Genomic DNA, 19984 nt, shown 5'->3' on the forward strand with positions numbered 1-19984 from the left:
GCGCTGGGGCCCGGGCGCAGCTCGGTGCGCTCGCGCGTGTTCATGAAGAAATTCACCAGCAGGTCCGGATGATCCTCGCTGTACTTGTAACCGCGAGCTTCCATCTGCGCGGACATGGCGCTCTTCAGGTAGCTGGTGACCAGCGTCGAATAGCCGCCGCGATCGGTGCCGGTCTCCTTGGGGAACCCATAGGTGCGATACACGGAAAAGTCCGCCGACCTGTCGTAGTCGATCCGGGTCTTGGGGCCGCTGGTGGTCGCGCACCCGGCGACGAACAGCGCCGCGGTAAAGGCAAACGCCGCCGCCACACGCCCGAAATTTGTTCTGAGTGACATGATCTACTACCTCGTACTGCTTACTTGTTTAGGCGAATGGCCACCGTGGGAGTTCCTGCGCGGCGCCTTACCAAATGTTCATGACCAAACGTTGACATCGAAGCCTGGACGGATCTTCGCTGAATCTTTGACGGGAATACTTATATGGCGGCTGAATCGCCGCCCACAAGCACCCCGGCTGAAACCTGCACATCGATTCAGCGGCCGTACAGCTTCGCTACAAAGCCAACGAGCCCTGCCCGCGCTCCAGGTCGAGCAGGATGCGCTTGCGCCAGAGTCCGCCGCCATAGCCGCCGTCGCCGCCATCGGCGTTGATGACGCGATGACAGGGAATGACGATGGCGATCGGGTTCGCGCCATTGGCATATCCCACCGCCCGCGTGGCCATCGCGTCGCCGATGTGAATTGCCAATTGCAGATAGGACCACGTCTGTCCATAGGGAATCTCGCACAGCGCCGCCCACACACGTTCCTGAAACGGACTGCCCGAACCATTCCCAAAAACACCTAGCGGCACCGTGAAATTACGGCGCTGACCGGCGAAATACTCGCGCAGCTCTATCCGCAACTGATCCAGCACCGCGTTGCTGCCTTCGTGCAGCGTGGCCGCATGGCGCTCCCGCAGCACACGCAGACGCTCCGGCAGCTCATCGGGATCGCAAAACGACAGCCCGCGAAGCGCTTCGTTCGTTGCACAGGCAATCAGCGGGCCGACCGGCGAGTCATACCAGTCTACGGATCGAAGCGGCGTTGCATCGGTTTGAGGGGTCGGCGCGTTCACGCCGCGACGTTACACCAGCCCAGCGGTTGGCGGTTAGCGGTTGGCGGTTAGCGGTTGGCAGTTAGCGGTTCCGCCCTGACCCACCAACCACTATCCGCTAACCGCTAACCGCCGCGCCCGGCGTCGTCATCCGGCGACTTGGGATTGAAGCGGGCCTCGAGCTTGGCGAGCACCACCAGCACGATGAGCGCAAACACAGTGCCAATGATGGCGATGAGGTAATAGCCGGCACCGCACGCAACACCGAGCGCACCGGCCAGCCACATGTTGGCGCCGGTCGTCAGCCCGTGCACGCCGCTACGGCTTTGTATGATCGCGCCCGCGGCCAGGAACGCGACGCCCGCGGTGACGGCCTCGATGATGCGCACCGGGTCGGCGGTTCGGGTGCCGCCCACGACTGCAAATTGCTGGTGCAGCTCGAACGTGATCAAGGTGAACAACGCCGCCGCCAGCGAAATCAAAATATGAGTGCGCAGACCCGCGGGCTTTTTCCGCAATTCGCGGTCCAGCCCGATCAGGCTGCCCACGATCACGGCCATGAAGACGCGCAACACGGCTTCGAGCGGCGGCAGCACCGTGTGGTACCCGCCAAGCGTGACGAACAGGTCCTCGACCCCGCTCATGGGCCTGCCTCGAACGATACCCGGCTGAAGATATGAAACATTGCACCCGAGCAGTCGCCGCGACGACGCTGTCAGGAACCTTGACCAGGAACGTTGCGCCCTACCGTAGGGTTCCTGCCGATGCGCTGTGGGCTGTCGGCCCGCGGCAGCAGGTACCGCAATGGTCATGCGTGCCATTTGCCATTACTCTGCGTCCATGAATCGCTTCCAGCTGACAACACCGAGGGTGCTCGCGCTCGCCCTGCTGATCTTGAGCAGCGGCCCCGCGCTGGCCGCCAAGGACCCCTTCAAGAACACGCGCCAGGTCTTCAAAGAGGCCCATGCCGCCGCCACCACCCAGGCCACTGACGAAAAGGCCGATAGCGAGGCACTGCGCCGCTATCCCCTGTATCCGTATCTGCAAGCCGCCCGGATCAAGCGCGCCCTCGGCGAAGCCACGAATGAACTGGGCAGCGCGGATCAGCAGGCCGAAACCTTCGTCGAGTACTACGATCGCGAGCCGGTCGGCCGCGACCTGCGCGTTGCCTGGCTGACGAGTCTGGCGAAGCGCCAGCAGTGGCAAGCGTTTCTGAAGCACTATCGCGACGACCTGGCCAGCGACGCGTTGCGTTGTCACAGCTTCAGCGCGCGTATCGCGCTCGGTCAGACCGAAGACCTGGAGCTCGACATCGCGAGCCAATGGCTGACACCGACCAGCCTGCCGGACTGCGAACGCCCGTTCGATTGGATGCGCAGCCGGAAAGCCATGACACCCGCATTGGTCGAGCAGCGGGTGCGCCGAGCACTCGAGAACAACAATCCAGGCTTCGCCAAGCAGATCGCCGCCTCGTTGCCAGCTGACAAGGCCGCGCCGCTGCTGCGCTGGGCAGCGCTGCTCGAAAATCCGCAAAAGCAGATCGACGCGCTGATCGCGTCGCCCGCGCTGCAAGTCGAGCCCAAAGCTCAGCTTGCTGGCTGGACGCGGCTCGCTCGCGTCGATCGCGACGGCGCTCTGCGCCGCTATGACAGCTTCGTGCGCGCTCGCAAGCTCACCGAAGAAGCGGCGAGCCCGTATGCGCTGGCGCTGGCTTTGGCGCTGTCCTGGGATCGCCGGCCCGAAGCGCTCGGCTACTTCAAGCGCGTCCTGCCCCAGGATTTCGATGACAGCGCTCGCGAATGGCATGCCCGTGCGGCGCTGTGGGCAGGGGATTGGAAACTCGTCGGCAACATCATCGCCGCCATGCCGGATCAGCAGCGCTCGCAGGCACGCTGGCGCTACTGGACTGCGCGCGCGACCGAGAAGAGCGGCGACCGCAAACTCGCGCGTCAGTTGTACGAGTCCGTCCTGCTCGATGACAACTTCTACTCCATCATGGCCGCCGCGCGCCTCGACCGGCCGCTGGCGCCGCATCCGGAGAAGCTTGTGTTGGATCAGTCGCAGGTCGAGCGCATGGAACAGTTGCCGCCGATGGTGCGCGCTCGCGAGCTGTTGTTGAGCGACATGCGCAGCCAGGCGAACACCGAGTGGTCGTTCGGCCTCCAGCAACTGGCGGAGCCCGCACGCACGCAAGCCATCCATCTGGCCGCGCGATGGGGCTGGTACGACCAAGCCATCGGGACCGCAACCCAGCAGCGAGTCTTCAACGACTACGAACTGTTGTATCCGCAGCCATACGACACCGAAGTCTTTTCGGCCGCGAAGCTCACGGGACTGGCGCCGCAGCTCATCTACAGCGTCATGCGCCAGGAGAGCTTGTATCGACGCGATGCCCTGTCATCCGCAGGTGCACGCGGTCTGCTGCAGATGCTGCCCGAAACGGCCCGGCGAACCGCGAGGCAATGGAAGCGGCCGCAGCCTTCCGCGAGCGATCTGTTCGTGCCGTCGATCAATGTGCCGCTGGGCGCGGCCAACCTGCGCACGTTGGTAGATCGCTTCGGTGGCCAGACATTGGTGGCACTGGCGGGTTACAACGCCGGTCCCAACGCGGCGGCGCGCTGGATACCATCGGAATCGCTGGATCCGGACATCTGGGTCGAAAACATTCCGTATAACGAGACTCGCAACTACGTGCAGCGCATCCTCTGGCACAACGTAGTGTTCTCGTGGCTGAAGAGTGGCGAACCTCAGAAGGTCGACAGCTGGCTCGCACGCATTGCGCCGGTGACCAGCTCCGCCGTGCTCGGTCTGGCCGAAGGCGGTACCTGACTATGCACTCGCCGCTGCCGGCTGCGGCTGACTGGGAGCTTCGGTCGTCGCCGGCAGCAGTTTGTCGATAGCGACCACCGCTTCGTTCACACCCAGCACCAGACAGTCCGCACCCGCTTCGCGGAAGCGCTCGGTGGACCGCGGCATCTCGTCGTCCGTAAGCTGCGGCCGCAACACGACGATCTTCACGTCGGGCAGCGCTGCCCGAATGCGGCGGCAGTAATTGCGAAGTTCGGAGCCGCGCGTCAACCCCGCCGCGGCAATACAAATCAACGCCGGCGCTTCGCGAATCGCCGCACGCAAGGCTTCTTCCGCGGAGAGTTCCGGCGACATCAGCGCGATACGCTCCCGCCCATAAGCCGCTCGCAACATCTCTAGAACGAGTTCGTCGATCGGCGCGCGCACCGTCAACCCGATGATGCTGGCAGCCGGCGCTGTCGCGTCCGCCGTGCTGGGCAATTGTTCGACCGTCTCGGCAATCACGTCCAGCACGAACGTGGCGTCCTCTTCGGTAATCTCGTTCTGATCGCGGTGATGCTGGACCAGCGTCACTGCCGGAACCAGTATCTGGTCGATGACGCTGATGGGCCCCAGCTCCTGCAGCTTGCGCGTCACCAGCACGCCGGCTTCGTCTTCGTCGCGGGCCAGCAGGCGTTGATAAAAACGAACATACGGAGCAAGCGCGGGCTCGTCCGCGAAAATGATCGCCAGGAAGCGCAACGACCGCACGTGCCGGCCGAGCACGGCGATGCACACAGTGAGCGGCGTTGCCAGCAACAAGCCCACCGGCCCCCACACCCAGATCCAGAACAACGCCGAGATCAGCAGCGCGAACGACGAGACTTCGGTGCGATAACCAAACAGCACCGGCTCGACGAAGTACGCCGTCACCAGGTCCAGAACCAGGAACAGGCCGAGCGTCTGTAACGTCTCGGTCCAGCCTGGAAACGTCGCGAACGCCAGCGTTGCCGGCATCAGCGCCGACAATATGCTGCCGACGTATGGCACGAACCGTAGCAGCGCGGTCAAGCCGCCCCATAACGCCGCATAGGGAACGCCGATCCAATACAGGCCCAGTGCGACCAACGTGCCGAAGGCGATGTTGATCAACGTTTGCCAGACGAGGAACTGGCTGACACGGGACGCCGCCTCGTTCATCAGCCGCGTCGTCATCGTCACATTGCCGGCGCCGATCAAGCGGATGAAACGGTCGCGCAAGTCCTCTCGTTGCCCGAGCAGAAACGCCACCAGCACGAGCACGATGAACGCACTGGCCAGCGGCTCGAATACCGCCGTCGACATTTCGCGCAGCCGCTGCGTCGGCGGCAATTTCGGAGGCAGGACTCGCACAGGCTGGGCTCTGCGCTCGTCGGGATCGTTGTAGAACTGTTCGGTCACGCGATCCATGGTGCGCGTGAACTGCCGGATGGCGGCGTTATTGCCCACGCGCAGCTGACTCACCTTCTTGCGCATCGACGAGGTGTATTGGCTGATCTCGCCGGACAGCTCGGCGAACTGGTCATACACCACGTAGCCGACGCCACCGACGGCGCCCAACGCCATCACCATCGTCAAGGCGACACCGGCAAAGCGCGGCAGGCGCAGCCGATCGAACAACCGAACCAGCGGAGTGAGCACGAACGCCAGGATGACGCCCAGCGCCAGGGGCAACAGCACTTGCTTGCCAGTGACCAGAATGCCGACCACCAGCACGAGCGTGAGCAGCGAGACCCACGGACCGTTCAAGCGTGCGGGAAGAGGATTCTGCGGCACTCAATTCAGCCCCTGCGCTCTCGGGCGGGCGCCTACTCGCGGACGACGGTGCAGAAACTCCGCACGCCCGGCGCCGGTTCCTCACTACTCGTCGGCGGGGGGCCTGGCGGCTCGAGCGCCGCGTGCAGTGGAAGCCCGAAGGGTACGCAGACGCGTGGTATTGGTCTCGGCGTGCTGGGGCGGCGCCGGAGCGGCTATCATGAGTTGTTCCAGATGGTGTCGAGCCTGCTCGATGAACACCGGCACCGTGGCCGCGTTGATCGGGTGCGACACGAGATATCCCTGCACCTGCACGCCGCGATCGGTCAACAAGGTGCCCAGCTGCGCCGGCCGTTCGACACCTTCGGCCGTCACTTGCAGACCCAGGCTGTGGCACAAGCCAATGATCGAGCGCACGATCGCGGACGAGCGCCCACCCGTATCGATGGTCGCCACCAGACTGCGGTCGATCTTCACTCTGGTCAGTGGCAGACGCTCCAACGAGGTCAGCGACGAGTAGCCCGTGCCGAAATCGTCCAGCGCGATGAAGACGCCCAGCTCGCGCAGGCGCTTCAGCGTGGCGATGGTGTTCGCGCCGGTCTGCAACACATTCTCGGTCAGCTCGATCTCCAGGCATTGTGGCGGCAGGTGATACTGATCGAGCAACGACTGCAGCCTGCTGACAAAACTCGCACCGATGAGCTGTTGCGAGGAAATATTCACCGCCACTCGCGCCTTCGGCCAGGGGCCGCGGTGCCAGACAGCCGCGGTTTGAATGGCAGTGCGCAACGCCCAGTCGCTGATATCGGCGATCAAGCCGGTCTGTTCCGCGACCGCGAAGAAGTCGGCGGGCGACACCACATTGCCATCGGGCTGTCGCCAGCGAAGCAACGCCTCCACCGTGTGAGTGTCCAATGACTCGAAGCAGACTTCGGGTTGATACAGCAGCTCGAACTCGCCTCGCTCCACGGCTCGCCGTAACGACTGCTCGACTTTGAACCGCGACGCCGCCGCTTCCAGCAGCTGCGGTGCATACATGCTCGCACAATTGCGGCCCAGTTCCTTGGCACGAAACAACGCCGAATCGGCGGCACGAAGAAGTGCATGAGAGTCGGACGCGTGATCCGGGTAGATACACGCGCCGACGCTGACGCTGATCCTTAGCTCGCGACCGTGCACGCTCAGCGAACGCTGGAATTCCTCCAGCACCGAACGGCTCAACCTCTCGACGTCCCCTAGCTGATTTACTTCTTCGCAGACAACCGTGAATTCGTCACCGCCCAGGCGCGCACAGAAGGAACGCGAGAACAAGCTGTTCATGCGCAACCGCTCGCTCACTACCTGCAGCACGCGGTCACCGAAAGCGTGGCCCATGCTGTCGTTGATGGTCTTGAAATTGTCCAGGTCGATGAACAACAAGGCGAAACGCGAGCTGCGCAGCCGAGCGCGGCTGATGGCGTCATCCAAATGCGCCAGCAGGTGACGGCGATTCGGCAGATCCGTCAGCGGATCGTGATGCGCCAGATGGTTCAGCTCGCGCGTGCGTTCAACGACTCTTGTTTCGAGCTCCAGCTGATGCACGCGAACCGCGTTCTGTGCCTGCTGCAGCTGTTCGGCCATCTGATTGAAGGCTTCGGCGAGTGTATCCAGCTCACGCATGCCGCCGCGTGCGACACGCGTACCCACCGCTCCGCCCGCGAGTCGACGGGTCGCGTGAGTCAATCGTCGCACCGGCGCGGTGACACCCGTGACGGTAGCGACTGCAATGATCAGCAGCAGAATCAAGGTCGCCGAGCTGGCCCAGCCCAGGTGTCGATCGGCGCGATCGGAAGCGAGCACGGCCAGGCGGTCCGCATCGGCCAGGGCGTGCCGCGCCGGCTCGACCAACTGCGTCACCACCAAGCCGGCGATAGCGGCGGCTTGATCGCGAAACATCACCGATTGTTCATTGAGTGTTTCGATGCTCTCGAAAGCAACTCGACGGCCGGCGACCACCGCGTTGAACTTGGTTTTGACTTGAGCGAGCCATTCCTGGCCGTGCAGCTTGGCCAGTTCGGACGAATGCTGCTCCAGCCGGGTGCGAAAGGCATTTTCGCTGGCAATGATGAGTTGCGCGGAACGTGGCGATGACAGGCTGGCTGCAGCACTCACCTGCTCTCGAATGCCAGCGAGCGTGCGCGTCAGGTCCATCAGTTTCTCGCTGGCGAATACCGCGCCAGCGAACCGCACCGCTTTCGCTTGCGGCGCATTCAAGCTCGCCTCCAGCGCCTCGAAGCGCTGCCAGTAGTCGCGCATTCTCGAACGGCGCGTCACGCTGCTTCGGAGCAGCTCATCCCCGGCAGTTACGAGACTGGCGAGCTCGGCATCGAACTCGGGTGCGGGACGGTCGAGCTCGGGGAAATGCGCTGCGGCTTCTTGATACTGCCTGGCGGCATCGGTCATGCGCTGCACCGCCGCCTTCACTGGCTGCTGCGCGATAACGCTGCTCTCGCTTTGATCGATGACGGTCCGCTCATACATCGAGACCGCCGCAGCGAGCGATTCGGTGGCACGCACCAGCGGTTCGTGCTGGATCAGGAGCTGACGAACTTTCTCCTGCGCCTGCCGCGTGCTCTGCTGGGTTGAAATGTTGGCAACCACGACGGTCAACGCCACGGCGGCAAAGCCGGTGGCAAGGCGCAGGGCCATACCCGGCCGCCATTGGCGCAGGCGCGCCAATGCGGTGGCCAAGCTCGGCATTCCGTTACCGGAATCGATCTTGTCGCCGCCAGCTCGAAGCATCAACCGTCACGGGGTAGGAAAAGAGGCGGCAATGTGCCACCCCGTCGTGCGCCGGTCTGTAGGGGCTCAATCGGAATGAGCAGCAAGTCTCGCTTTGCCGGCAGTCTAAACTGGGTCTCGCGGGAGCATTTAACTTATGCGCCGTTCATCCCGGTTCGCCGGCGTTGAACTCGCTGACGTTGGGGACGTTACTGTCCGCGGCGGTGCACGGAATCGGCGATGGGAGATCACCATGGTCTACGAGCTTTACTACTGGCCCGGTATCCAGGGCCGCGGCGAATACGTCCGACTGGCGCTGGAAGAAGGCGGCGCGGAATACATCGACACTGCTCTGAAGCCCGACAGCCGCGGCGGTGGTGTGACAGCCCTGAACAAGTTTCTCGAGGGTCCACGGGTACCGCGACCTCCCTTTGCACCGCCTTTTCTCAAGGCCGGCAAGCTGCTCATCGGGCAGACGGCGAACATCCTGCTGTATCTCGGTGGCCCACTGAAGCTCGCACCGCGAGACGAGGCAGGCAAACTGTGGGTACATCAATTGCAATTGACTGTGGCCGACCTGGTGGTGGAGGCACACGATACCCATCACCCGATTTCCGCCGGGCTTTATTACAAGGACCAGAAGCCCGAAGCCAAACGTCGCGCCAAGGACTTCCGCGAAAACCGCATACCTAAATTCTTCAACTATTTCGAGAAGGTGCTCACGCGCAATCGAACCGCGGGCACCTGGCTGGTCGGCAACCGCGTCACGTATGCGGATTTGTCGCTGGCGCAGGCGGTCGCCGGCCTTCGTTACGCGTTTCCCAAGGCGACCGGTAAGGCGCTCCGCAAGTATCCACGGCTGACGAAGCTGCACGACGCCGTGTTCGACCGGCCACGCATCAAGCGCTACGCGGAATCAGGCAGGCGCCTGGCGTTCAATGACGATGATTTGTTCCGGCACTATCCGGAGCTGGATGCGTAGCGTTTTTCGGCCGTCTGGAACGGGTGGCTACGCCGGCAACAGCGCTGGCTGCAAGCCACGATCGGACAACTTGCGCAGGAACAGCGGCAGGATCTGTAACAACTGGTCGGGCCGGTTGTGCTGATTGCGGCCATCGTGCATCAGGACCACATCGCCGCTCTTTACCGCGTCCAACCGCTTCGCGATGCCCTCGGCGGCACCGAGCGGGCCCCAGTCGACCGCACTGATATCCCAGAGCACGACCTGCTCTCCGCATCGCTGTGCTTCATCGCTCATGCATGCGCGCTGGCGCCCATGCGGCGGACGATAGAATCGCGGCGCGACACCGAGCACGTCACTGAGTGCATTCGCGCCATCACGAACCTGAGCCCGAGCCGTTCGCTGCGACATGAACCAGGGATGGCGATGACTGAATGTATGATTGCCGACCGCATGACCGGCGGCATGAATCCGCCGCATGAGGTCCGGCGCGCGCTGCGCATGCTGACCGATCGCGAAGAACGTCGCCTTCACATGCGCCTGCTCCAGCACATCGAGCACGCGTGGCGTCCATTCCGGATCCGGCCCATCGTCGAATGTGAGGTAAACCCGATCCGTGCTCACGGCTAGCCGACCTTCAACTTGTCCACATTGCGCGACAGCGCCTCGCGAGTGAGCCAATACAATCGCGGCTCAGCCTGCTCCCGATTGCGGATACGAGCGGCGGGCGCAAATACCCACATCAGCATCTTGAAGTGCAGCGACAGCAGCTTGGTCTTCCAGGACTTCGGCAACGGCGTGCTCACAAATCCCACGACTTCGCCATGCGCCGGAATCCAGGTCGTTCCTTGGAACACCCGAACATCGGCAAAGGTCGGATCATTGTGCGCGGCTTCAGCCAGCTTGCGCAGCGATTCGCGCATCAGCTTGGCGAAGCGGAAGCCGACGCGATGCATCGACCCTTCGCCCAGTGCGGCGATACTCGCGTTGTTGAAGTGCAGCCGGCCGATGTAATCGTTGTCACGCAGCAGCGTCCCGTCCTCGAACCGCATTTCGGGGCCGCGATATTGCGCCCGACCGATGAACAGCACCGGGCCCAGCGTTTGCAGTTTGTAACGCCGGTAGTACCACGCGTCGACCACGCCGAGCGCGCGTTGTGCGAGCCGATGCAGAAGTCTCATCGAGATTGCGAAGCCACTGCGCGATTGATGGATGCCAGATCGAGGGCGAGCTCCGCCACCCTCGCCGCGCCATTGCGCTGCCCGAGCAGCCAGGCGCGACGCTGCATATTCTGCAACACCTCGCGATCGCCGAGTAGCTGGTCCACGCGATTCGGCAACTCGCCATCCGCAACCAATCCACCCACTTCATGGCGCGTGAGGAAGTCTACGTTGAAGCCTTCTTGCCCGCCGAGCGACCGCGTCGCCAACAAGGGCCGCCCGCACGCAAGCGCCTCGGCCACCGTGATACCGCCGGGCTTGCCGACGACGATGTCGGCGGCACGCAGATAGACATCCATGCGATCGGTCCAGTCGCAAACCTTCAGGCGCTGCGGATGCTTTGCCGCTAGCTGATCCAACGTGGCCCGCGCCTTGTTGTTCTTGCCGGGCATGACGATGACGTGCGTCGACGCCGGCCGCTGCAGCAGCGACACCGCCGCCGTGTCCACGCTGATGCCCAGCCCGCCCCCCAGCACCAGCACGACCTGCGCGTCTTCGGGAATGTTCAGTTCCCGCCGCGCCTCCGACTGCGAGGGAGGAAACGCAAAAGCCGGCATCAATGGCACACCGGTCACGACGGCGCGCGACGACGTCGACGGCGTGTCGCTCTCCAGGATCGATTGATGCGCGACGCAATACCGATCGATGCCGCGCTGTTTCCAGAAATCGTGCACGCCAAAATCGGTGAGCACGCCGATCATGGAGGCCTGCACCTTGCCGCGTTCCTTCAAGTAGGACGCCATCGCGGCTGGAATCATCTGCGTACTGACGATGACGTCGGGGGCGAACTTGCGAATCGCGGGCTCCAACCTGCGGATCAGCCGCAGCCACGTGAATTTCCACAACGCGAGCCGTGCGCGCACGCCATTGCCGGCGAGACTGTCACCGTCATACGGCATCGAAGTGCATAGCAACGAATAGAGCAGTTTGTCGGATGCGTAACGCCCGCCCCGCGGGATGCTCGCCCCCTCCTTGATCGCGACCGACGCAATGAGTTGCAACACTTCGAGCACCTCGCGCGGCGGGCCCGAACGGCTTTCCAGCACCTGGCGCCAGGTCACCGCCTCCAGATGATAGAGACGCTCATACAAATCAGAATGGTTTTGAACCAGGTCGAGGTAAGTCGCATGGATGGCGCGGGCCGCGCTGGCGTTCATCAGGGACCAGAAATCCACCGTAGTGACTTCCGCCCGATCCTGCAGTGCCGCCGCTACAGCCTGTGCCGCGCGCACATGCCCCAATCCCAAGCCGGAAGTCAGCAGCAATACCCGCAACGGCGGGCCGTTGTGAGAGACGTGCTCATCGTCAGCAGAAAATACCAACGCTTCTCGAGATTGCTGAGAGCCTGCTGAGCGAGGTAGGTCGAGGCGCATGCCTTTTGTCCGATGTCCGGGCGCACCCGGACGTACGAGGAACATTTACTCCGTTGAATGCCCCATGTTAGTCGTCAGTTCCGGATTGCGCACGCCCGTATTGTTCACCCTCCATCACTTCATTGTTGCCCCGCCCCCGGCCGTTCAGCCAGCGGCGGCATCACCCACATATATATGCCGTCCGAACCTAACTTGACCTCACGATCCGGCGGCCAGTCCTTCCCCATGTCGAAGTCGTGCGACACGACGCGCGCGCCGGGCTTGAGCTCGGCAAACAATTTCGGCTTCAAACGGCGATTCAGTTCCGGCAGGAGATACAGCAGCAAGACGTCCGCTTCGCGGATATCAGTCTCGAACATATCGCCGACTCGGAAGGTCACGAGCTGTTCGACTCCGGCCGCTTTGGCATTCGCACGTGCTTCCTTGATGCGCGACGGATCGAGATCCACTCCCACCCCGCGCGTGCCGTACCGCTTGGCGGCGGCGATGACCATGCGACCGTCGCCGCAACCGAGGTCATACACGATATCGGTGGGCCGCACCTTGGCCTCGTCGAGCATCCGGTTGACCACTTCGTGCGGCGTGGGGACGTACCAGACATCGAGCTTGCGAGCCGGCCGGCTGGGTTCGGCCTCCGAGGCGCCGGCGATTTGCCCAACGATATGCCCAGACGCCAGCAGTAATAGTCCTGATAGCGCAAGTGCACACTTTGCCCTTGCTGCGTTCGCCATCGCGACTCCCGCCGTGTTGGATGCCGCCTTGATTTTTTTGCGTGCCACCGTTCCAGACCGGGAACAATGACCCCCTCCGCAACCGTTGCATTGGATTGAGCCCGTGTTGATCAATGAACGACCAATCCAACGCTCGGGCCATGATCCGCCGCAGATGCGCGAAGTCAAGCCTCGGTTATGCAGAAGTTATCCACCGCTTCTGTGGATATCTGGTTGAAGCAGCGACTCGGGCATCCTGCCACTCGCGCTGCGGGCGCAGAGAGGAAAAGGCGCGACTTTTCTTCCTGCGCTCGCCGCCGGACGCGGCGGGCACATCCCTGTGCCTGGGGGGGCAACGGACAACTCGCTGTGCGACCGGCCGGCTGCTAGAATCCGTCTCGATACGATATGGGCCTGTAGCACAACGGTTAGTGCAGGGGACTCATCGAAAAAAGGTGCCTTCGTGCGCGAAAGCCACGAAGTGGACGGGATGAATTCAGGGAACCCTTCCGCCTTACCCCGACCTCGTGACGGGAACGGCGTGGCAACCCTGAGCCAAGCCGGCGGTACACCGCCGGAAGGTGCAGAGACTACCTGAGGGCTTCGGTTCGATCCGGCGAGACTCGGTCTCCCGGCGCGACCCGGCAAGCGCCCTTGATAACAGGCTTCGAGCGTCCCGCACCCCACCGAGCGCGAGCACTCATGTGCTCACCCGCGGGTGAAGAGATAGTCCACTCCCTTTGGAAACATCGGGGCAGAAGTGAATCCCTTGGTTGCAGGTTCGAATCCTGCCGGGCCCACCATTTCGTCGGCGCGGGTGATGCATGCCAGAATAAATGATCCGAAATCGGACGAACTATGACTTCCGGAAAGCATAGTCTGGCCACGTTGTCACCAGCACCACACAGCCCATCGCCGCTATCGATGTTCCGTCTTCTATTTGCCCATTTACTCAGGGCACGCTGAAACAACTCTTTAAACGATCAACGGTGTACTGCCAGCGCTCATCCTTCGGACGAGCAACAGTGTGCTGTACACCAAAAAATCCGCGCTCCTTGACCGCTTTGCTCGTGGGCACTGTGACATCCCATCGCATGCGGACAACGTACTCTGCCTTCTCTGCATCGACTGTACTCGGTAAGGACTGAGCGATGTCCAGATCAGGAATCTGAGTAATCGGGACCTGTTGCCCTTCAGCATTCGGCACCAAAAACTCTTCAACTGGCACAACGGTCTCTTCAACTCGCCCCACCCCGACGTACCCAGTACCGGGGATGTTTACCCAAACGCGGTCACCAACGTTCAAAAGCGCCAACGTCTGACTGTAAAACCTGCCACCGCCACCGCTGATGAAACCGTATTTCCTAGCCTCCTCCCAGTTTCGACCTCCCCCGAAAGAACAGTAGAACTCTCCATTCCACTTCTTCTGTGCGCCCGAGTCGGCTTCAAGTGTTGACTCGATCGGATCTCGCATCCAGACGCGCGCGAGATATTCGCGCTCATCATCGCCAAACACTCTGAAGAAAATGGCGTTGATCGCTACGCCATGAACCTCGGCAAGGTAGTTAACAATGCGCTCGCTGGTAGCATCGAATTGGGATGCAACAACGACAAGCTGATGCGATTGATTTAAATCCTCCGGCAGCTCGCGTTGATTGAAGCGTCGGCAGAAGGCCTGCTCAAATGAGAGCTGGTCTTTGTCTGGGTGATATCGCTCGACATACTTGCGCCAGATCACGGGAAGATCTTCCGATCGAAGCTTGCTTACCCAAGCTCCGTATTCGAGGACCTGGGCTACAACTTCGCGTGGAGTTTGATCACGCTTGAGTTCCAGCACTACAAGATTACCCAACGCATCGATCGCTAAGAGATCCAAACGCGACCCGAACCCTGTATCGATCTGGCGTCCAACGATCATCCACCCCGGATCCGCAATGCCGATGTCGCGATCGAGGAGATCCTCTAGTCGCGACTCAAGATTCAATACTGTGGGCGTTATGGAGCTGAGTCCGTTATCGATGCGCCAGAGCGCCAGTTCAAGAGGCATATAGGCTCGTATCCTTTATTGCTTATCGTGAAGCAAATTTGGTGCAGGCCGACTGCACCAACCTCACCGACTGCCGTGCCCGAGTCTCGAATACCGGTCGCAAGCGCGGTCCTTCAGCGGCGCTACCAGCGGCAATCCCGGCTGCGATCCAAATAGCATTTCCGACGACTGGATCGTAACGTGGGCACGAAATAGCCGCTGAGGCGCGCGTCTCAATTGCTATGACTTTGATTTCCCTAACTATAATTTATTCAGTACACTTCCGGTCGCCCGGCCTGACGCCCGCAACGTCGTTGCGCCAGAGACAGAGGCGAAATGAATAAGTCCCACCTCAGCGAACGCGACATCTGCACGAAATTCATCACGCCCGCCCTGCGCCAGGCCGGATGGGATGAGATGCTGCAGATCCGTGAGGAAGTCAGCTTCACGAAAGGCCGGATCATCGTGCGCGGCAAACTGGTCAGCCGCGGCAAGGCCAAGCGCGCGGACTACCTGCTCTACTACAAGCCGAACATCCCGCTGGCAATCATCGAAGCCAAGGACAACTCGCACAGCGTCGGCGACGGGATTCAGCAGGCGCTCGAGTACGCGACTACGCTCGACATCCCGTTTGTGTTCTCCTCCAACGGCGATGGCTTTGTCTTCCATGATCGCACCGTGACTGACGGCACGATCGAGACGAATCTCGCTTTGGAGGCCTTCCCCTCACCCGATGAGCTGTGGGCCCGTTACAGCAAATGGAAGGGCCTGACACCAGCAGCGGAAAAAGTGGTTCTGCAGGACTACTTTGACGACGGCAGCGGTAAGTCGCCGCGCTACTACCAGGTCAATGCCATCAATGCCGCGATGGAGGCCATCGCCAAGGGGCGCGATCGCGTCCTGCTGGTAATGGCGACGGGGACCGGCAAGACCTACACGGCTTTTCAGATCATCTGGCGCCTGTGGAAAGCCGGTCGGGCCAAACGAATCCTTTTCCTGGCTGACCGCAATGTGCTGATCGACCAGACGATGGTGAATGACTTCCGTCCGTTTGGCTCGGCAATGGCGAAGCTGTCCACACGGTCCAAAACCATCGAACGTGACGACGGTTCGAAGATCGACGTGACCCTGGCTCTCGACAAGAAGCGCCGCATCGACACGGCCTACGAGATCTACCTTGGCCTTTATCAGGCCATCACGGGGCCCGAAGAGCGCCAGAAGCTCTTCCGAGAATTCTCACCCGACTTCTTCGATCTGATCGTCATCGACGAGTGCCACCGCGGCAGCGCTGCCGACGATTCTGCCTGGCGCGAAATCCTCGATCACTTCTCCAGCGCTACGCAGATCGGCCTCACTGCAACGCCGAAAGAGACGGAGTACGTTTCCAATATCAACTACTTCGGCGAACCCGTGTACTCGTATTCACTGAAGCAAGGCATTCGAGACGGCTTCCTGGCGCCGTACAAGGTGGTGAAAGTTCACATCGATCGCGACATCGAAGGCTATCGGCCGCAGAAGGGGCAGGTTGATCGCGACGGCGAAGAAATCGAGGACCGTATCTACAACCAGAAGGACTTCGACCGCACGCTCGTACTGGACGAACGCACGAAACTCGTAGCAAGGAAGGTGACAGAGTTCCTTAAGGAAAGCGGTGATCGATTCCAAAAGACTATTGTCTTCTGCGTGGACCAGGAGCATGCCGCGCGTATGCGGCAGGCGCTGATCAACGAGAATGGCGACTTGTATGCCGAAAACAGCCGGTATGTCATGCGTATCACGGGCAGTGATAACGAAGGTCAGGCCCAGCTCGGCAATTTCATCGACCCTGAATCTCGCTACCCGGTGTTGGTCACCACGTCGCGCCTGCTTTCAACCGGAGTCGATGCCCAGACCTGCCGGCTCATCGTGATCGACCGTGAAGTCGGCTCCATGACCGAGTTCAAGCAGATCGTCGGCCGCGGCACGCGCGTTCACGAAGACACTCACAAGTACTACTTCACTCTCATCGACTTTCGCGGCGCGACCAATCACTTCGCCGATCCGGACTTCGATGGTGAACCTGTACAGATCTACACCCCCGGTCCCGATCAGCCGATCGACCCTCCGGTGCCTGAACCTGGCGAAGAAGATCTCCCCGGGGAGCCCGGCGGTACGGTTCTGATCGACCCGTGCGTTCCGCCCGGCGGCACCACCAATGGCGAAAAGCAGAAAAAGATCTATGTCGATGGCGTGCCAGCAAGAATCCTTGCCGAGCGTGTCGAGTACCTGGACGAACACGGCAAGCTGATCACAGAGAGTCTGCGTGATTACACCAAAAAAGCACTGCGTAGCCACTTTGCCAGCCTTGATGACTTCCTCAAGCGCTGGAAGGCCGCGCAACGCAAGCAGGCCATCGTTGAAGAACTCGCCGCCGAAGGCCTTGAACTCGACACGGTGGCGGAGGAGCTCGGCAAGGACCTGGATCCCTTCGACCTGATCTGCCACATCGCCTTCGACCGCAAGCCGCTGACCCGTCGCGAGCGGGCAGAAAACGTGAAGAAACGAGACGTGTTCACGAAGTACAGCCCGCAGGCACGCTCAGTGCTCGACGCGCTGCTTGCCAAGTACGCCGATGAAGGCGTGCTCAATCTCGACGATACCAATGTCCTGAGAATCCCTCCCCTCAGCACCATGGGTAGTGTTGTTCAAATCATCAAGTCATTTGGAAGCAAGGACGGGTATGACCAAGCCGTTCGCGAGCTCCAATCTGCCCTCTATCGAGATATCGCTTAAGAAATGTCCGTTCGAAATATTGTCAAGTCCATTCAAGACATCATGCGCCAGGACTCTGGCGTCGATGGCGACGCCCAGCGCATCAGCCAGCTCTGCTGGATGTTCTTCCTCAAGATCATCGACGACCAGGACCAGGAGTTTGAGCTCACCCGCAAGGAGTACAAGTCACCGATTCCGAGGAAGTACCAGTGGCGCACCTGGGCCGCGGACCCCGAGGGAATCACAGGCGAGGAACTGCTGACCTTCATCAACGGCGAGCTGTTCCCGGCCCTGAAGACGCTATCTGTTTCGAACAAGGCCGGCGACCGGCGCCGCGTCGTCAGAGATGTATTCGAGGACGCCTACAACTACATGAAGTCGGGCCAGTTGATGCGGCAGGTCATCAACAAGATCAATGGCATCGACTTCAACGATCTTTCCGAGCGCCAGCACTTCGGCGACATCTACGAACAGATCCTCAATGACTTGCAGTCGGCCGGGAACGCGGGTGAGTACTACACACCGCGCGCCGTCACCGCCTTCATGGTTGATCGCATCGATCCGCATCCCGGCGAAACGCTGTTCGATCCCGCATGTGGCACGGGCGGCTTTCTGACCTGCGCCATTCGTCACATGCGCGACAAGTATGTGAAGAAGCCACAACAAGAACGGGCGATGCAGGACGCACTACGTGCGGTGGAGAAGAAGCAGCTTCCACACATGCTTTGTGTGACGAACATGCTGTTGCATGGCATCGAGGATCCGAGCTTTGTCCGTCACGACAACACACTCGCGCGCCCGTACATCTCGTGGGAGCAGAAAGAACGCGTGGACATCGTGCTTACGAATCCGCCTTTCGGCGGGCGTGAAGAGGACGGGATCGAATCCAACTTCCCACAGCATTTCCGCACGAAGGAGACTGCCGACCTATTCCTCGCGCTGATCGTTCGACTACTGAGGCCCGGCGGCCGCGCCGCAGTTGTCCTGCCCGATGGCTCGCTGTTCGGCGAAGGCGTGAAGACACGCCTTAAGGAACATCTAATGGAGGAATGCAATCTCCACACGATCGTTCGCCTGCCGAACTCCGTGTTCAAACCGTATGCGTCGATCGGTACGAACCTTCTGTTCTTCGAGAAGGGATCGCCGACAAAGGAGATCTGGTTCTACGAGCATCAGGTGCCCGCAGGTCAGAAGGCGTATTCGATGACGAAGCCCATTCGCTTCGAGCACCTGCAGCCTTGCATTGATTGGTGGGGCGGCGCGAAGCGAAAGGGACGCGAAGAGACTCCGCTGGCGTGGAAAGCGTCTGCCGAAGAAGTGAAGGCTCGCGGCTATAATCTGGACATCAAGAACCCGCACCGAAGCGATGATGACCTTGGCGACCCACAAGCTCTACTATTGAGAATCACGAAAATAAGTGACACTTTTTCTGCATCTTGCTGTCCAAGGGCCCCGAATGTTCTGATACGGGGCCTCGATGAACGACACACAGCGAATGCAGGAGATGAAGCGCCGCCGGGTCAAGGGCGCACGGCTGCTCAAGGCCGGCAAACGTCCGGCGGAAGTGGCACGATTGACCGGCGTGTCGCGCCAGTCGGTGATGCGATGGCAGCGCGCGTTAGCAATCAAAGGGTTAGCAGAGATTGCGCAGGTCGGGCGGCGTGGTCGGCCGCGCCGCTTGAGCGATGCGCAGCTGAAGGAACTGGCGCGGTACCTGAAGCAAGGTGCATTGGCGGCCGGGTACGCCACGGACATTTGGACCACACCGCGCATAGCCGAACTGATCGCCGAGAAGTTCGGCGTGCGTATGCCGAGTGGTTCAGTGTGGCGAGTACTACGCGAGCAGATGGGCTGGAGTGTGCAGCGGCCCTCCGGGCAGGCGCGCCAGCGCGACGAGCGGGCGATTACCACCTGGAAAAAGAAGAGGTGGCCGGAGCTAAAAAAATAGCTGCGCGACAGGGCCGGCTCATCGTTTTTATCGATGAGTCGGGATTGTCGGAACGTCCCTGCCGCGCATCCACATGGGCTCCCAAAGGCCAGACCCCGATCCTGCAGTACAGCTTCAGCTGGAAGCAGCTCTCCGCGATTGCCGGGGTGAGCGTGCATCGCTTCTACTTTCGTCTGTTCCCCGGGTCGATCAAAAGTCCGCAAATCGTTGAATTCCTGAAGGCGCTCTCGGCCACGATCGGCCGGAAGATATTGATCATCTGGGATCGACTGCAGGCGCATCGATCGAAACTCGTCAAGAGCTTCGTCGAGGCTCAGCGCGGTGCGATCGCGTTGGAGTACCTGCCTGCATACGCTCCCGAACTCAATCCAGTGGAATACATCTGGGCCTATCTGAAATCGCACGCGATGCCGAACTTCTGCGCCAAAGATCTCACCCATCTGAAGCAACACGCCAGTTCCAGACTGCGATCGATGCAGCGTCGCTGCACGCTGGTCACTGCGTTCTGGAAACAGGCCGAGCTGTTCTGAGCTGTCACCCATTTAAGTGATTCTCAATA

Annotated in this window: 14 protein-coding genes and 2 pseudogenes; 6 read left to right on the forward strand and 10 right to left on the reverse strand. The window is 61.2% G+C overall.

Annotated elements, in window-relative coordinates:
• The 3 genes from VGE08_RS02745 to VGE08_RS02755 form a co-directional block, all read right to left on the reverse strand.
• On the reverse strand, positions 1 to 335 hold a 335-nt coding region (locus tag VGE08_RS02745), incomplete at its 3' end, for a DUF4136 domain-containing protein (protein WP_331066323.1).
• A 217-nt stretch (positions 336 to 552) separates the two neighbouring features.
• On the reverse strand, positions 553 to 1116 hold the full coding sequence (locus VGE08_RS02750) for a methylated-DNA--[protein]-cysteine S-methyltransferase (RefSeq protein WP_331066324.1): 564 nt from the start codon (positions 1114 to 1116) through the stop codon (positions 553 to 555).
• Between the two features lie 104 nt (positions 1117 to 1220).
• Positions 1221 to 1739, reverse strand: a complete 519-nt coding sequence (locus VGE08_RS02755; RefSeq protein WP_331066325.1) for an MgtC/SapB family protein — start codon at positions 1737 to 1739, stop codon at positions 1221 to 1223.
• Between the two features lie 166 nt (positions 1740 to 1905).
• Here VGE08_RS02755 and VGE08_RS02760 point away from each other — a divergent pair, with 166 nt between their 5' ends.
• Entirely contained in the window at positions 1906 to 3924 is a 2019-nt protein-coding gene (locus tag VGE08_RS02760) for a lytic transglycosylase domain-containing protein (protein WP_331066326.1), read from the forward strand.
• On the opposite strand, the gene VGE08_RS02765 is transcribed toward VGE08_RS02760, so the two are convergent.
• Positions 3925 to 5697 (reverse strand): AI-2E family transporter, encoded by a 1773-nt coding sequence (locus tag VGE08_RS02765; RefSeq protein ID WP_331066327.1) that lies wholly within the window; start codon positions 5695 to 5697, stop codon positions 3925 to 3927.
• Positions 5698 to 5781: 84 nt separating this feature from the next.
• Entirely contained in the window at positions 5782 to 8415 is a 2634-nt protein-coding gene (locus VGE08_RS02770; protein ID WP_331066328.1) for a putative bifunctional diguanylate cyclase/phosphodiesterase, read from the reverse strand.
• Between the two features lie 274 nt (positions 8416 to 8689).
• Here VGE08_RS02770 and VGE08_RS02775 point away from each other — a divergent pair, with 274 nt between their 5' ends.
• Positions 8690 to 9418: a glutathione S-transferase family protein gene (locus VGE08_RS02775; protein ID WP_331066329.1), complete on the forward strand. Its 729-nt coding sequence runs from the start codon at positions 8690 to 8692 to the stop codon at positions 9416 to 9418.
• A gap of 27 nt (positions 9419 to 9445) precedes the next feature.
• Here VGE08_RS02775 and VGE08_RS02780 read toward each other — a convergent pair whose 3' ends face one another.
• From VGE08_RS02780 to VGE08_RS02800, 5 genes are all read right to left on the reverse strand, one after another.
• The gene (locus VGE08_RS02780) at positions 9446 to 10021 is read right to left on the reverse strand and encodes a polysaccharide deacetylase family protein (protein WP_331066330.1); all 576 of its coding nucleotides are present in this window, start codon (positions 10019 to 10021) and stop codon (positions 9446 to 9448) included.
• A gap of 2 nt (positions 10022 to 10023) precedes the next feature.
• Positions 10024 to 10578 carry a YkoP family protein gene (locus tag VGE08_RS02785; RefSeq protein ID WP_331066331.1) on the reverse strand — a complete coding sequence of 185 codons (555 nt, stop codon included), beginning with the start codon at positions 10576 to 10578 and terminating at the stop codon, positions 10024 to 10026.
• Positions 10575 to 11939 (reverse strand): MGDG synthase family glycosyltransferase, encoded by a 1365-nt coding sequence (locus VGE08_RS02790; RefSeq protein ID WP_331066332.1) that lies wholly within the window; start codon positions 11937 to 11939, stop codon positions 10575 to 10577. The genes VGE08_RS02785 and VGE08_RS02790 overlap by 4 nt, the downstream gene beginning before the upstream one ends.
• A 170-nt stretch (positions 11940 to 12109) precedes the next feature.
• Positions 12110 to 12721, reverse strand: a complete 612-nt coding sequence (locus tag VGE08_RS02795; protein ID WP_331066333.1) for an SAM-dependent methyltransferase — start codon at positions 12719 to 12721, stop codon at positions 12110 to 12112.
• A gap of 931 nt (positions 12722 to 13652) precedes the next feature.
• Positions 13653 to 14747, reverse strand: coding sequence for a hypothetical protein (locus VGE08_RS02800; RefSeq protein ID WP_331066334.1), 1095 nt, complete (start codon positions 14745 to 14747; stop codon positions 13653 to 13655).
• Positions 14748 to 15062: 315 nt separating this feature from the next.
• Between VGE08_RS02800 and hsdR the strand changes: the two genes are divergently transcribed.
• The 4 genes and pseudogenes from hsdR to VGE08_RS26260 form a co-directional block, all read left to right on the forward strand.
• Positions 15063 to 17498, forward strand: a complete 2436-nt coding sequence (gene hsdR / locus VGE08_RS02805; RefSeq protein ID WP_331066335.1) for an EcoAI/FtnUII family type I restriction enzme subunit R — start codon at positions 15063 to 15065, stop codon at positions 17496 to 17498.
• Between the two features lie 3 nt (positions 17499 to 17501).
• Positions 17502 to 18876, forward strand: a pseudogene (locus VGE08_RS26255) (N-6 DNA methylase); the annotation flags it as partial.
• Positions 18877 to 18981: 105 nt separating this feature from the next.
• Positions 18982 to 19425 (forward strand): winged helix-turn-helix domain-containing protein, encoded by a 444-nt coding sequence (locus VGE08_RS26475; protein WP_414717443.1) that lies wholly within the window; start codon positions 18982 to 18984, stop codon positions 19423 to 19425.
• Positions 19425 to 19955, forward strand: a pseudogene (locus VGE08_RS26260) (IS630 family transposase); the annotation flags it as partial. The gene VGE08_RS26475 and the pseudogene VGE08_RS26260, both read left to right, overlap by 1 nt.
• Between the last annotated feature and the right edge of the window lie 29 nt (positions 19956 to 19984).

This window comes from Steroidobacter sp. (assembly GCF_036406195.1).
Classification (GTDB): domain Bacteria; phylum Pseudomonadota; class Gammaproteobacteria; order Steroidobacterales; family Steroidobacteraceae; genus Steroidobacter.